General features: G+C 71.2%; 15 protein-coding genes and 1 riboswitch. Of the genes, 8 read left to right on the plus strand and 7 right to left on the minus strand.

Features of this window, described 5'->3' with window-relative positions:
* The first annotated feature begins 144 nt into the window (after positions 1–144).
* Positions 145–1275, plus strand: a complete 1131-nt coding sequence (locus STRBO_RS0117410) for an 8-amino-7-oxononanoate synthase (protein WP_005475425.1) — start codon at positions 145–147, stop codon at positions 1273–1275.
* Between the two features lie 57 nt (positions 1276–1332).
* Here the strand turns inward: STRBO_RS0117410 and STRBO_RS0117415 are convergent, their stop codons facing one another.
* Together STRBO_RS0117415 and STRBO_RS0117420 are read right to left on the minus strand one after the other, a co-directional pair.
* On the minus strand, positions 1333–1557 hold the full coding sequence (locus STRBO_RS0117415) for a DUF397 domain-containing protein (protein WP_005475424.1): 225 nt from the start codon (positions 1555–1557) through the stop codon (positions 1333–1335).
* Positions 1558–1566: 9 nt separating this feature from the next.
* Positions 1567–2427: a helix-turn-helix domain-containing protein gene (locus STRBO_RS0117420; protein WP_005475423.1), complete on the minus strand. Its 861-nt coding sequence runs from the start codon at positions 2425–2427 to the stop codon at positions 1567–1569.
* 268 nt (positions 2428–2695) lie between these two features.
* Between STRBO_RS0117420 and STRBO_RS0117425 the strand changes: the two genes are divergently transcribed.
* Positions 2696–3154, plus strand: coding sequence for an ATP-binding protein (locus STRBO_RS0117425; protein WP_020114525.1), 459 nt, complete (start codon positions 2696–2698; stop codon positions 3152–3154).
* Here STRBO_RS0117425 and STRBO_RS0117430 read toward each other — a convergent pair.
* From STRBO_RS0117430 to STRBO_RS0117445, 4 genes are all read right to left on the minus strand, one after another.
* Positions 3126–3692, minus strand: coding sequence for a DUF6328 family protein (locus tag STRBO_RS0117430; RefSeq protein ID WP_005475420.1), 567 nt, complete (start codon positions 3690–3692; stop codon positions 3126–3128). The two genes, STRBO_RS0117425 and STRBO_RS0117430, sit on opposite strands and share 29 nt — an antisense overlap.
* Positions 3693–3769: 77 nt before the next feature.
* Complete coding sequence (locus STRBO_RS0117435; RefSeq protein WP_020114526.1) at positions 3770–4243, minus strand: C40 family peptidase; 474 nt, start codon at positions 4241–4243, stop codon at positions 3770–3772.
* Between the two features lie 3 nt (positions 4244–4246).
* A riboswitch (cyclic di-AMP (ydaO/yuaA leader) is annotated at positions 4247–4417 on the minus strand.
* 418 nt (positions 4418–4835) lie between these two features.
* Entirely contained in the window at positions 4836–5153 is a 318-nt protein-coding gene (locus tag STRBO_RS0117440) for a hypothetical protein (protein WP_005475415.1), read from the minus strand.
* Positions 5154–5160: 7 nt separating this feature from the next.
* Positions 5161–5847 carry an ATP-dependent Clp protease proteolytic subunit gene (locus STRBO_RS0117445; RefSeq protein ID WP_020114527.1) on the minus strand — a complete coding sequence of 229 codons (687 nt, stop codon included), beginning with the start codon at positions 5845–5847 and terminating at the stop codon, positions 5161–5163.
* 601 nt (positions 5848–6448) lie between these two features.
* Here STRBO_RS0117445 and STRBO_RS0117455 point away from each other — a divergent pair.
* Positions 6449–6727, plus strand: a complete 279-nt coding sequence (locus STRBO_RS0117455; RefSeq protein ID WP_005475412.1) for a type II toxin-antitoxin system Phd/YefM family antitoxin — start codon at positions 6449–6451, stop codon at positions 6725–6727.
* 239 nt (positions 6728–6966) lie between these two features.
* Here the strand turns inward: STRBO_RS0117455 and STRBO_RS0117460 are convergent, their stop codons facing one another.
* A complete protein-coding gene (locus STRBO_RS0117460; RefSeq protein WP_005475411.1) occupies positions 6967–8064 on the minus strand; it encodes an ABC transporter permease in 1098 nt (365 codons plus the stop codon).
* A gap of 112 nt (positions 8065–8176) precedes the next feature.
* Here STRBO_RS0117460 and STRBO_RS0117465 point away from each other — a divergent pair, with 112 nt between their 5' ends.
* The 5 genes from STRBO_RS0117465 (at position 8177) to STRBO_RS0117485 (ending at position 12113) form a co-directional block, all read left to right on the plus strand.
* Entirely contained in the window at positions 8177–8815 is a 639-nt protein-coding gene (locus STRBO_RS0117465) for a TetR/AcrR family transcriptional regulator (protein WP_005475410.1), read from the plus strand.
* A 206-nt stretch (positions 8816–9021) separates the two neighbouring features.
* A complete protein-coding gene (locus STRBO_RS0117470) occupies positions 9022–9324 on the plus strand; it encodes an urease subunit gamma (protein WP_028796708.1) in 303 nt (100 codons plus the stop codon).
* Between the two features lie 10 nt (positions 9325–9334).
* Entirely contained in the window at positions 9335–9646 is a 312-nt protein-coding gene (locus STRBO_RS0117475; protein ID WP_005475407.1) for an urease subunit beta, read from the plus strand.
* Positions 9639–11360 (plus strand): urease subunit alpha, encoded by a 1722-nt coding sequence (locus STRBO_RS0117480; protein ID WP_005475405.1) that lies wholly within the window; start codon positions 9639–9641, stop codon positions 11358–11360. The genes STRBO_RS0117475 and STRBO_RS0117480 overlap by 8 nt, the downstream gene beginning before the upstream one ends.
* 78 nt (positions 11361–11438) lie before the next feature.
* Positions 11439–12113 carry an urease accessory protein UreF gene (locus STRBO_RS0117485; RefSeq protein WP_005475404.1) on the plus strand — a complete coding sequence of 225 codons (675 nt, stop codon included), beginning with the start codon at positions 11439–11441 and terminating at the stop codon, positions 12111–12113.
* The last annotated feature ends 106 nt before the right edge of the window (positions 12114–12219 follow it).

The raw sequence follows: 12219 nt of genomic DNA on the forward strand, positions 1-12219 counted from the left end.
AGTGGGATCGACATGTGGGTATCGCCACATCGTGGGCGCCCGGCCCTGCCACTAGTGTCTGTGCACTGCCTACAAAAGCCCCTGCCGTGCCCGTCCATGACGGCCACGGTGCCGCGGGCCGCCCACACCACCCCCGGAGGACCCATGGCGTTCGGCTGGATCGACGAGCAGGCGTCGGCACGCCGCCGGGCCGGGCTCGTACGCACCCTGCGCCCCCGTCCGGCCGACTCACCCCTCCTCGACCTCGCGAGCAACGACTACCTCGGCCTCGCCCGGCACCCCGAGGTCATTGAGGGCGCCGCCGGGGCCGCGCGCCGCTGGGGCGGCGGCGCGACCGGCTCCCGGCTGGTCACCGGCACCACCGAACTCCACGGCGAACTGGAACGGGAACTGGCCGACTTCTGCGGCTTCGAGGCCGCGCTCGTCTTCTCCTCCGGCTACGCCGCCAACCTCGCCGCCGTCACCGCGCTCGCCCCGCACGGCTCCCTGATCGTCTCGGACGCGGGCAACCACGCGTCCCTCATCGACGGCTGCCGGCTCGCCCGCGGCACCACCCAGGTCGTCGCCCACGCCGACCCCGACGCCGTCCGCAAGGCGCTCGGCACGGCCGCCCGGGGCACCGCCGTCGCCGTCTCCGACACGGTCTTCTCCGTGGACGGCGACGCCGCTCCGCTGGCCGGACTGGCCGCCGCCTGCCGGGAGTACGGCGCCGGACTCGTCGTCGACGACGCGCACGGCCTCGGCGTCCTCGGTGACGGGGGCCGGGGGGCGCCGCACGCGGCGGGGCTCGCGGGCGCTCCCGACGTCGTCGTGACGCTCACGCTCTCGAAGTCGCTCGGCAGCCAGGGCGGTGCCGTCCTCGGCCCGGCACCCGTCATCGACCACCTGGTCAACGCGGCCCGTACGTTCATCTTCGACACGGGTCTCGCCCCGGCCGCGACCGGCGCGGCGCTCGCCGCGCTCCGGCTGCTGCGCCGGGAGCCGGAGCGAGCCGCGCGGGCCCGTGAGGTGGCCAGGGAGCTGCACGCACGGCTGACGGCGTCGGGCCATGAAGCGGTGCGGCCCGACGCCGCCGTGGTGTCCGTACGCGCGCCGTCGCCGGATCAGGCGCTGCGGTGGGCGGCGGACTGCCGGGCGGCGGGTCTCGCCGTGGGCTGTTTCCGCCCGCCGTCCGTGCCCGACGGCGTCTCGCGGCTGCGGCTGACCGCCCGTGCGGATCTCACGCAGGGGCAGATCGACCGAGCCGTGAGGATCATCGGCGATACGCGACCGTGAGTCGGCGTCCCGGCCGGGCCTCGCCGCAAGCGGAAGGACGAACGCTGTCGGTGGGGGTCACCGCAGCGTGGTGATGAATCCCTCCCAGGCGTCGGGGTCGAACAGCAGGGCGGGCCCCGCCGTGTTCTTCGAGTCGCGTACGGCCACCAGCCCGGCCCAGCGGCCGGATCCCGGACGGGCCGTCTCCACACAGTTGTTCATCCCGGTACTGCGGCTGCTGCGCAGCCATCGCACATCGGGCAGTTCGGTACTGGTGGGTACGTTCCGAGGCAGTGCGGACATGGTGCCTCCTTACGCGCCGGCGGCTAGCCCGGCGATGTAATCCAACGAGTCCTCGGGCGAAAGGGCGTGGATCTGAAGGGTGTTGAAGGCCTCGACATACGCCTTGAGGTCTTCTTTCCGTTCGAGATAGAGGCTACTCGTCAAGTGGTCGAGAACAACCACGTCCAGATCGGATGTGCTCCGAAATGAGAAAATTACGAAAGGACCGGTGACGCCGATATGTGCCCCGGCGGTGAACGGGAGCACCTGCAGTCGCACTTGGGGAAGCCGCGCCGCCTCGACCAGACGGGCCAGCTGCCGGGACATGATCTCGGGACCGCCCACCACACGCCGGAGAACGCCCTCGTCGAGCACCGCGCTCAGCTCCATCGGCGGGTTCCCGCGCAGCACCTCCTGGCGCGCGAGCCGCACTTCCACGAGCGCGTCGAGTTTGTCGTCATCCAGCCCCTCCACCGCGGCCCGCGTCACCGCCCGCGCGTACTCGGGGATCTGCAGCAGGCCCGGCACGACCGAGGTCTCCAGCGTCCGCATCCCCCCGGCCTGCGACTCCAGGCTGATGAAGTCCCGGTACGTCGGCGGTAGCACGCCCCGGTACGCGTGCCACCAGTTGTGCCGCCCGCCGCCGTCCTCGGAGCCCGCGAGCGCCAGGAGCAGTTCCCGTAACTCGGTGTCGTCGATCCCGTACGCGTCAAGGAGCTTGCGGACGTCCGCGGGCTTCACTCCACTGGCGCCCGTCTCGATCCGGCTCACCTTGGACTGGTGCCAGCCGACGCGATGGGCCGCCTCGATGCTCGTGAGCGAGGAACGGGTGCGCAGGAGACGCAACTCGGCACCGAGCTTGCGGCGGCGCACCGCCGGACCGTACTGCATGGGATTCTCCTTCCGCCCGGCGCTCTCGATCGCGGTGACGACACTGGATGTCGGGGTGACGACAGAGGATGGACGAAGACCCCACCCAAATACGTTCGGCCGTCGGATAGTTCACCGCTTCGAGCGACAGATATATGCACATCTTGGTGGATCGCCACGCGTGACGGCCCAGGTAGTGGCAGTCTGGCGCGAAGCACCAGTCCGGGACCGTAGTCGAACCATCCGCTCCCTGTCGGACACCGGTCCCGTGGGAAAGGGACGCCTCGCCATGGCAGATCACCTGGAAGCATCCGTCACTCTGCCGAGCGATCCCGCCTCGGTGTCCGCAGCCCGGAACTACGTCGTCACCGTGCTCGCCGAATGGGGCCTGCCGGGCGACACGGGCATCGCGGACACCGTGCGCCTGATCGTGTCCGAACTCGCCACCAACGCCGTCCAGCACACACTGGGCCAGTCGCCCACCTTCACCGTGGACATCGCGCTCGACCGGGACGAGCAGTTGCGCATCGGTGTCACCGACAGTCATCCACGCTTCCCCAAACGCCTGCCGGCCGCCGTCCAGCAGGACAACGGCCGGGGCATGGTCATCATCCGCTGGCTGACCGCGGAATGCGGCGGCAGGCTGAGCGTTAGACCCACGCGGGAGGGCGGCAAGACGGTGGCGATCGAACTTCCGTGGACGGTCCCCGTCCAGCCGGTCACCGCAGGTGGTCCGCCGGAGACCTGACGGGGCTGTCGTCCTCGACCGGTGGCGACGGCGGCGGCAGGGGCGGCGGCGTGGCGTCGCGGCCCGAGACGCGTCCCACCAGTTTCGGGAGCAGGCCCCACAGGAGCAGACACGCCAGGAGCGTGCCGCTCCCGGCGGCGATACCGGCAGTCCGGCCGAGCGTCACGTCCACGACGAGCAGGACGGAACCGGTGAAGGCCGGCATCAGCACGATCAGGCCCGCGGCGGCCAACCGGGACGAGACCTGGACGATGGCGGGCTTGGCGTTCTGCTGGAAGAGCGAGCGGTGCAGGGCGGCCGGGGCGGTGAAGAGCGTCGCCGCGAGGACAGCCAGCAACAGGGTGGTCACGTAGGTGACACGCTGGAAGGTGTCCAGGTCCGGAAAGCGTGGGGTGAAGGCCAGCGTCAGCAGGAACGCGAAGAGGATCTGCACCCCGGTCTGGGTGACCCGCAGCTCCTGGAGCAGCTCGGAGAAATTGCGGTCGGCGCGTTCGAGGGGCGTCTCGTTACGTGCCGGGCGGGTGGGTTCCTCGGCCATGGCCGGACGGGTAACCACATGTGCACGACTTACGCCAGCGGGGGTGGCGGACAGTTCCGCCACCCCCCAGCGGTGGGTCAGCGGACCCGGCCGTACCAGACGCTCTTCGTCCAGATCTTCTGCAGCCGGACGACGTCACCCGTCTTCGGCGAGTGCCAGATCTTTCCCTTCCCCGCGTAGATACCGACGTGGTAGACGTTCGAGCCGGAGTGGAAGAAGACGAGGTCTCCGAGCTTGCGGCTGCTCACGGAGATGTGCTTCGTCTTGTTGTACTGCTGCTGGGCAGTACGGGGCAGCTTCTTGCCCGCCTTCTTGAACGAGTAGAGCGTCAGCCCCGAGCAGTCGAACCTGCCCGGACCCACGGCGCCGTACTTGTAAGGGGAGCCCTTCTTGGAAGCCGCGACCTTGAGTGCCTTCGACGCCACCGTGGCGGCCTCGGCGCCGGATGCGACGCCCGGGACCACGATGCTGCCGCCGACGGCGGCGATGGTCAGAGCCGAGGCCGTACCGGCCCGGGTCAACAGCGACGGGACACGATTCAGCGCAGTCATGCGCAACCCTTCGTCAGCCGCCTGTGAAGGATGACCTGTCGGATTCGGGCTGGCGAAGTTGCCCGGCCGCTGACGCGGCTTCACCCCAAGGGCTGCTCGGCGCGGTCATGGCGTGACCGTTCCGGCGACCCGTCGTGCTTGGGTCCTCCACTCCTGCCGATGCACTTCTGTCGACCGGTAACCGGGCGGCGGCAGGACTCGGCGTCCACCCGGATCGCCCCGCCACTGCGGCGGGGGCTTGTCGTCAGGAAGGGATCTTGGCGTACTCAAGTGCGAAAATCCCAACGGAACCGTGGATTTGTGGTCTTACTCACCACTCGCCCGTTCGGGTGGACAGGGCGTTTTCCCTCGTTGTGTCCCAGTGGTCGAGGAGGTCCGCACCAGCGCCGGAATGCAGTACTCCGCCCATGTACCAGGCATCTTGCGCAACTTCACAGGTCCTCACGCCGTATGGGCCGATGGGTCGATCGCGGTAGGCCGACCGGAGGGCGTCGCGCCGGGACCGGACGCCCCGTCAGTAGTACGGCGGCCGATGCGCGATCGGTTCAGGCGGGTGACGCGATCGGCTCAGGCGGCGGGTGACGCGATCGGCTCAGGCGGGGGAGTCCTCCGCCTCCGGCGGCAGCGCCACCCGGCCGGCGCGCCGCTCGCCGTCCAGGATGCGCAGGGCCCGCGCGAGCGTCGGGGCGTGCACCTCGTTCTCCCCGCGGTTGTGCATCAGTTCGAGCGCGTCGCGCAGGGCGGTCGCCTTCGCGACGAGCGCCTGCGCCGCGCGCAGCCCGCGGTACGTGTCGCCCGGACGGGCCGGATTGATCCGGCCGAGCAGGTCCACCACGTCCAGGTAACGGTCGATCAGCTCCGCCTCGGCGCGGGTGAGCGCGGGCAACGGCGGGAGCTCGGGCGGGAGCATCCGCGCCTCACCTCGCGCCGGGGAGCGGGGGCGAGGGGGGCGTGGACGAGGGAGGTGGGGGTGAGGGGAGCGTGGGTGAGGTCTTGCGGCTCCGGATCACCCGGTCGGCCAGGCCGTACGCCACCGCCGCCTCGGCGTCGAGGAACTTGTCCCGCTCGATGTCGGCGCCGATCCGCTCCGGGCTCTGCCCCGTGTGCCGGACGAGCATCTCCTCCAGGCTCCGGCGGTTGCGCGTCAACTCCTCGGCCTGGAGCACCAGATCGCTCGCCTGTCCCTCGATCGGGTCGGCCAGGGCCGGCTGGTGGATCAGCACGCGCGCCCCCGGCAGCATCGAACGCTTGCCCGGTGTGCCCGCCGCCAGCAGCACCGCGGCGACCGACCCCGCCTGCCCCAGGCAGACCGTCGCCACATCACAGGTGACGAACCGGATCGTGTCGTAGAGCGCCGTCATCGCGCTGAAGGAGCCGCCGGGCGAATTGATGTACAGCGCGATGTCCCGGTCCGGCGCCTGGTGTTCCAGGTGCATGAACTGCGCCATCACGTCGTTCGCCGACGTGTCGTCGATCCGCGTCCCGAGGAACACGATCCGTTCCTCCAGCAGCTTCGAGTACGGATCCATCGTCCGGTGACCCGTGCTGGTGCGCTCGGTGAACTCGGGCAGCACATGACGGGCCGACGGTGGGTTCTCGGGCATGGGTGCGCCTCCTCTGATCGACTTCCGTAAAAAATGTACAGGACGTACGGACTGTGGAGGAGGGGGATCGGCTGAGAGCGAACAGATCCCCGCGGAGCCGGCTCCGCGGGGATCTCTGGTGAACTTTTCGGTGGGGACCTCGGTGGGGACCTCGGTGGGGACTGATCAGTTGAGCGGTGCGGGGGCCGGAGTCCCGTAGAAGGTGACCGGCGGCCAGCCGCGGGCGGCGGCGAAGGTGACCGTCAGTTCCGTCATCTCGGTGCCGGGCATACGGACCGTGCCGCTGAACCTGGTGCCCTCGGGGAAGTCGGCCGCCCCTGCCGCCCCGGTCTCGGTCTCACGCCCTCCGAGGTCTCCGTGCTCACCGCCGTCGCCGCCTCAGCGGTGCCGTTCGACGTGAGTACCGCCCCCGCTGCCGCCGATCCCGAGTACCCGAGCAGCGACCGCCTGGAGAAGCCGGTCATCGTTCCCCCTGCGTTCCATTGTCATGGACGCCTCCTGCGGGAGGCCGAGCCCGACCGTACAAACGGGCGATCGCCGTGGGCCAGAATGGGATCTTCCGCTCAGGGCGGTGCGCGGCGCCCGGTCTAAGCTGGACTCCATGGCCTACGAGATTCCGGTGACGCAAGCCAGGGCTGAGCTCGCCGAACTGATCAACCGCGTGGTCTACGGCGGCGAGCGCGTCGTCGTGACGCGACACGGCAAGCCCCTCGTCGCCCTGGTCTCCGCCGCCGACCTGGAGCAGCTCGAAGCCCTCCAGGAACCCACGGACGAGCCGGTGATCAGCGCCGTCTCCCGAGTCCGTGAGGTCACCCCGGCGGCGAGGGACCAGCAGCGGTTCGGCATCACGGCGGAGCATCGGGGGACGGGGGCTTCCTAGCGGGCGGGCTGGGGCGCGCGGCCGTTCCGTTCAGCCACTAACTGGTGTTGTCGAGGCTAGCCGTCAGCCGTCAGCCGTCAGCCGTCAGCCGTCAGCCGTCAGCCGTCAGCCGTCAGCCGTCAGCCGTCAGCTTCCGTGACGGTTGCGTGCCCCGGCAGCCCGAAGGCCGTGCGACCCCGTCCGCTACAGCGGGGGCGCACGGCCGGTCCGGGTGGTGGGCGGGGTCGGTCTCGGGTGGGTCAGTGTGCCGGGGCCGGGGTCGGGGCCTGCTCGGCGGTGGTCCGCTCGGTGGGCTTCGGGCGGCGCTTGAGGTGGTGGCCCAGGAGGACCGTCGCCAGGCCGAAGGTCGCCCACGCGGTCAGGACGAGGGCCGGGGTGAGTGCGGCGGCGCCGTCGAAGAAGGACACCGAGCGCAGCAGTGACGCACCCGCGCCCGGCGGGAGGAGTCGGCCGAGGTCACCCGCCGGCTCGGGGAGCAGCTGGGGTGCGGTGGAGGCGCCCGCGAAGGGGTTGCCGATGAAGACGATCAGCAGGGCGCCCAGCCCCATGCCGGGCTTGCCGAGCAGGGAGGCGAAGCCGGCGACGGTGCCGCCGACGGCCAGGGTCGTCAGGCTCAGCACGCCGGCCTCGGCCCACCAGTGCCCGCCGAGCACGCCCAGCCAGCTGTCCGTGATCGCGGTGGCGGCGAGGCCGACCAGCGCGGCGGCCCCGACCAGCGCACCGGCCGCTCGCCCCCGACGCAGTCCGAGCAGGGTGACCAGGACGCCGGAGGCGGTACCCGCCAGGGCCAGCGGCAGCACGCTCGCGCCGAAGGCCGAGCCCCGCGGGTCGTTCGGCGAGGTGGCCACCACATCGGTGGTCGCGACCCGGACCCCCGCCGTGGCGGCCTGCTCGGTCACGGCCTGCTGCAGCAACTGGGCCACCATCGGGCTCGCGGCCGAGGCGGTGAGCAGCTTCGGTCCGGCCTGGGTGACGACCACCGCGCCGTATACGGTCCGGTCCTCGATCGCGTCCCGCGCAGCCGCCTCGTCGGCGTAGCGGTGGATCTCGAACGCGCCCTCGCGATGCTCCAGTTGCCGTTCTACCTGGGCGACGGCGGTGGCCGGTCCGGCCACGCCGAGCGGCAGGTCGCGGGGCGCGGTCCGGGCGTTGGGCCAGGCGAAGGCCCAGAGCGCGAGCGTCGCGATGATCGGGATCAGGATGATGACGGCGACCGCGCGGCGGTTCGGTGGTGCCGAGTGGGCCGGGGCCGACGCGCCGACGGCGGTGGCGGGAGTGGTGCCGGCGCCTGTGCCGGTGGCCTGGGCCGCGGTGGGTGCTGCGGACGGGGCGGACATGATTCCTCCTTGGTGAGCCGCTAAAAAGAAGGAGCGTTCGTTTTTCTTGGCTTCACCATCCTCCCGGCGTCGCGCCTTGTCAAGAAGGAACGTTCGTTTTACGTTTGGCGGCATGCCCCGCGTATCCCAGGAGCGTCTCGACGCCCGCCGCCGCCAGATCCTCGACGCCGCCGCCCGCTGCTTCGCCCGCAACGGCTTCCACGCCACATCGATGCAGGACGTGCTCAAGGAGGCCGACCTCTCCGCCGGGGCGGTCTACCGGTACTTCAGCGGCAAGGAGGAATTGATCGCCGCGATCGTCGGCGCCGTGCTCGACGAGATCCGCGCCGCGTTCGAGGAGGCCGTACTGCAGAGCCCGCCCCCACCGCCGGACGTCCTGATCGGCGCGGTGCTGCGCCGGATGCTGCGCGGCCGGCCGTCACTGGGGGAGACGGGGGAGTCCCTGTACCCGAGGCTGATGGTCCAGGTGTGGGCCGAGACGCTGCGCAATCCCGAACTGCACGCCATCCTCGCCGACGGGTTCGCCCAGGTCCGCACGCCATGGATCAAGGTCGTCGAGGGGTACCAGGACGCCGGGATGATGCGGGCCGACATCCCCGCCCTGAGCGTGGCGCGCACGATGGTCGCGCTCGCCCAGGGCTTCGCGGCCCAGTACGCCCTGTTCGGCGACGTGCCGATCCAGGTGCTGGAACTGGGTGTGAAGGCGTTGACGAGCATGGAGTACAAGGACGACAAGGGCGGCGGCGGTTGAGTGGGGGGTGCGTGGGGTCGGCGGGGCGTGTGCGAGAGGCGGCGGGACGGCCGGCGCACGGCAGGCGACGCGTGCGGGGATCACGGGCCGGTTAACGTCGCCGAAACGCCACCCAATTAGCCTGCGGCCACGCCACCAGCGAATTTGCCCGGTGGCGAGGCAACCGGACCCCGCACGGTCCGGAGCGAGGATGTGAGGTGGAAGCCGTGCAACTGACCCCGCACGAGCAGGAGAGGCTGCTGATCCATGTGGCGGCCGACGTCGCGGAGAAGCGCCGGGCCCGCGGGCTGAAGCTGAACCACCCCGAGGCCGTGGCGCTCATCACCGCGCACCTCCTCGAAGGCGCGCGGGACGGCCGCACCGTGGCCGAACTCATGGCATCCGGGCGGCAGTTGCTCACCCGGGACGACGTCATGGAGGGCATCGCCGAGATGATCCACGACGTCCAGGTCGAGGCCACCTTCCCCGACGGCACCAAGCTTGTCACCGTCCACGACCCGATCGTCTGAGGGGGCCTCGATGATTCCCGGAGAGATCCTCTTCGCCGCTGACCCGATCGTCTACAACGAGGGCCGTGAGGTCACCCGCCTCACCGTCCTGAACGCCGCCGACCGGCCCGTCCAGGTCGGTTCCCACTACCACTTCGCCGAGGCCAACCCGGGCCTGGAGTTCGACCGCGCGGCCGCGCGCGGGAAGCGGCTGAACGTCGCCGCCGGCACCGCCGTGCGCTTCGAGCCCGGTATCCCCGCCGAGGTGGAACTCGTACCCCTCGCCGGCGCCCGGGTCGTGCCCGGACTGCGCGGCGAGACCGGAGGTGCCCTCGATGCCTGAGATCTCGCGTGGCGCGTACGCCGACCTGTTCGGCCCCACCACCGGTGACCGCATCCGGCTCGCCGACACCGATCTGCTCGTCGAGATCGAGGAGGACCGTTCTGGCGGGCCCGGACTCGCCGGCGACGAGGCGGTGTTCGGTGGTGGCAAGGTCATCCGCGAATCGATGGGCCAGGCGCGTGCTACGCGCGCAGAAGGCACCCCGGACACGGTCGTCACGGGCGCCGTGATCATCGACCACTGGGGCGTCGTCAAGGCCGACATCGGCATCCGCGACGGCCGGATCACCGGCATCGGCAAGGCCGGCAACCCCGACACCATGGACGGCGTCCACCCGGACCTCGTCATCGGCCCCGAGACGGAGATCATCGCGGGCAACGGGCGGATCGTCACCGCCGGCGCCATCGACGCCCACGTCCACTTCATCTGTCCGCAGATCGCCGACGAGGCGCTGTCGTCCGGCGTCACCACCCTGGTCGGCGGCGGCACGGGACCGGCGGAGGGCTCGAAGGCGACGACCGTCACGCCCGGCCCCTGGCACCTCGCCCGGATGCTGGAGGCGATGGAGCGGTACCCGCTCAACATCGGCTTCCTCGGCAAGGGCAACACGGTCTCCCATGAGGCGATGCTGTCCCAGATCCGCGGCGGCGCCCTCGGCCTCAAGCTGCACGAGGACTGGGGCTCGACCCCGGCCGTCATCGACGCCTCGCTGACCGTCGCCGAACGGACGGGCATCCAGGTCGCCATCCACACGGACACGCTCAACGAGGCCGGGTTCGTCGGTGACACGCTCGCCGCGATCGCCGGGCGCGGCATCCACGCGTACCACACCGAGGGTGCCGGTGGCGGGCACGCGCCCGACATCATGACCGTGGTGTCCGAGCCGCACGTCCTGCCCAGTTCCACCAACCCGACCCGGCCCTACACCGTCAACACCGCCGAGGAACACCTCGACATGCTGATGGTCTGCCACCACCTGAACGCGGCCGTGCCCGAGGACCTCGCGTTCGCCGAGTCCCGCATCCGGCCGTCCACCATCGGCGCCGAGGACATCCTGCACGACCTGGGCGCGATCTCGATCATCTCCTCGGACGCGCAGGCCATGGGGCGGGTGGGCGAGGTCATCCTGCGCACCTGGCAGACCGCCCACGTCATGAAGCGGCGGCGGGGCGCGCTGCCCGGTGACGGCCGCGCGGACAACCACCGGGTACGTCGATATGTCGCCAAGTACACGATCAACCCGGCCCTCGCGCAGGGGCTGGCCCGTGAGATCGGCTCCGTCGAGACGGGCAAGCTCGCCGACCTCGTCGTCTGGGAACCCGCGTTCTTCGGCGTCAAGCCCCAGCTCGTGATCAAGGGCGGGCAGATCGCGTACGCGCAGATGGGCGACGCGAACGCCTCCATCCCGACGCCGCAGCCGATCCTGCCGCGCCCGATGTTCGGGGCCATCGGGCGGGCGCCCGCCTCGAACTCGTTCAACTTCGTGGCACCGCTCGCCATCGAGGACGGGCTGCCGGAGCGGCTGTCGCTGGGAAAGCGGTTCGTGGCCATCGAGTCGACCCGGGGGGTCACCAAGGCCGACATGCGCGAGAACGACGCGCGGCCCGAGGTGCGTGTCGACCCCGACAGCTTCGCCGTGCACATCGACGGGGAGTTGGTGGAGGCCACGCCGGCCGCCGAACTGCCCATGGCGCAGCGGTACTTCCTCTTCTGATGGCCGGGGTGGTGTAGGCGATGTGCGGGAGGCGACGCCGGATGTGCGGGGCGCGAGGCCGAAGGGGCGGGGGCCGCGTTGTCTAGGGCCGCGCTTCTCGTCCTGTCCGACGGCCGGTTCCCCGCCGGAGGGCACGCGCACTCCGGTGGGGCCGAGGCGGCCGTCAAGGCCGGGCTGATCACCGGGGCGCAGGAGCTGGAGGCGTTCTGCAGGGGGCGGCTGCACACGGCCGGACTGGTGGCGGCGGCGCTGGCCGCGGCCGCCGCGCTCGGGACGGATCCGACCGCCCTCGACGCCGCCGCCGATGCCCGGACGCCGTCGGTCGCCCTGCGGGGCGCTTCGCGGAAGCTGGGGCGGCAGTTGATGCGGGCGGCCCGGGCGACGTGGCCGTCGGCGGAACTGGACGCCCTGGCGCGGGAGTTCCCCAAGGGGGCGCATCAGCCGGTGGTGTTGGGGGTGGTGGCGCGGGCGGCCGGACTGGGGGCGGACGACGCGGCGTACTGCTCGGCGTACGAGAGTGTGAGTGGGGCGGCGAGTGCGACCGTGCGGCTGTTGAGTCTTGATCCGTTCGATGCGACGGGGGTGTTGGCGCGGTTGGCTCCCGAGATGGATGTGGTGGTGGGGGCGGCGGTCGATGCGGCTCGGGGGGTTCGGGGGGAGGGGGTGGGGAGTCTGCCCGCGGCTTCGGCGCCGCTGTTGGAGATCGGGGCGGAGGTGCATGCGGGGTGGGCCGTGCGGTTGTTCGCGTCCTGAGTGTCCTCGCCCCCGCCGCCCCTACCCGTCCCTCCCCTACCAGGGGCTGCGCCCCTTCGCCCCTCAGCTGCCGGCCCGGTGGGGCTTCCCGCGCAGTTCCCCGCGC

Origin of the sequence: Streptomyces bottropensis ATCC 25435, from assembly GCF_000383595.1 — a bacterium.
Lineage (GTDB): Bacteria > Actinomycetota > Actinomycetes > Streptomycetales > Streptomycetaceae > Streptomyces > Streptomyces bottropensis.

Bases quoted from the DNA above. Each gene is read 5' to 3' on its own strand.
- STRBO_RS0117415 (WP_005475424.1), bottom strand. From the start codon at position 1,557: ATGTCCGCACTGCCTCGGAACGTACCCACCAGTACCGAACTGCCCGAT.
- STRBO_RS0117480 (WP_005475405.1), top strand. From the start codon at position 9,639: ATGCCTGAGATCTCGCGTGGCGCGTACGCCGACCTGTTCGGCCCCACC.
- STRBO_RS0117475 (WP_005475407.1), top strand. From the start codon at position 9,335: ATGATTCCCGGAGAGATCCTCTTCGCCGCTGACCCGATCGTCTACAAC.
- STRBO_RS0117435 (WP_020114526.1), bottom strand. From the start codon at position 4,243: ATGACTGCGCTGAATCGTGTCCCGTCGCTGTTGACCCGGGCCGGTACG.
- STRBO_RS0117465 (WP_005475410.1), top strand. From the start codon at position 8,177: ATGCCCCGCGTATCCCAGGAGCGTCTCGACGCCCGCCGCCGCCAGATC.
- STRBO_RS0117440 (WP_005475415.1), bottom strand. From the start codon at position 5,153: ATGCTCCCGCCCGAGCTCCCGCCGTTGCCCGCGCTCACCCGCGCCGAG.
- STRBO_RS0117425 (WP_020114525.1), top strand. From the start codon at position 2,696: ATGGCAGATCACCTGGAAGCATCCGTCACTCTGCCGAGCGATCCCGCC.
- STRBO_RS0117445 (WP_020114527.1), bottom strand. From the start codon at position 5,847: ATGCCCGAGAACCCACCGTCGGCCCGTCATGTGCTGCCCGAGTTCACC.
- STRBO_RS0117455 (WP_005475412.1), top strand. From the start codon at position 6,449: ATGGCCTACGAGATTCCGGTGACGCAAGCCAGGGCTGAGCTCGCCGAA.
- STRBO_RS0117420 (WP_005475423.1), bottom strand. From the start codon at position 2,427: ATGCAGTACGGTCCGGCGGTGCGCCGCCGCAAGCTCGGTGCCGAGTTG.
- STRBO_RS0117410 (WP_005475425.1), top strand. From the start codon at position 145: ATGGCGTTCGGCTGGATCGACGAGCAGGCGTCGGCACGCCGCCGGGCC.
- STRBO_RS0117460 (WP_005475411.1), bottom strand. From the start codon at position 8,064: ATGTCCGCCCCGTCCGCAGCACCCACCGCGGCCCAGGCCACCGGCACA.
- STRBO_RS0117430 (WP_005475420.1), bottom strand. From the start codon at position 3,692: ATGGCCGAGGAACCCACCCGCCCGGCACGTAACGAGACGCCCCTCGAA.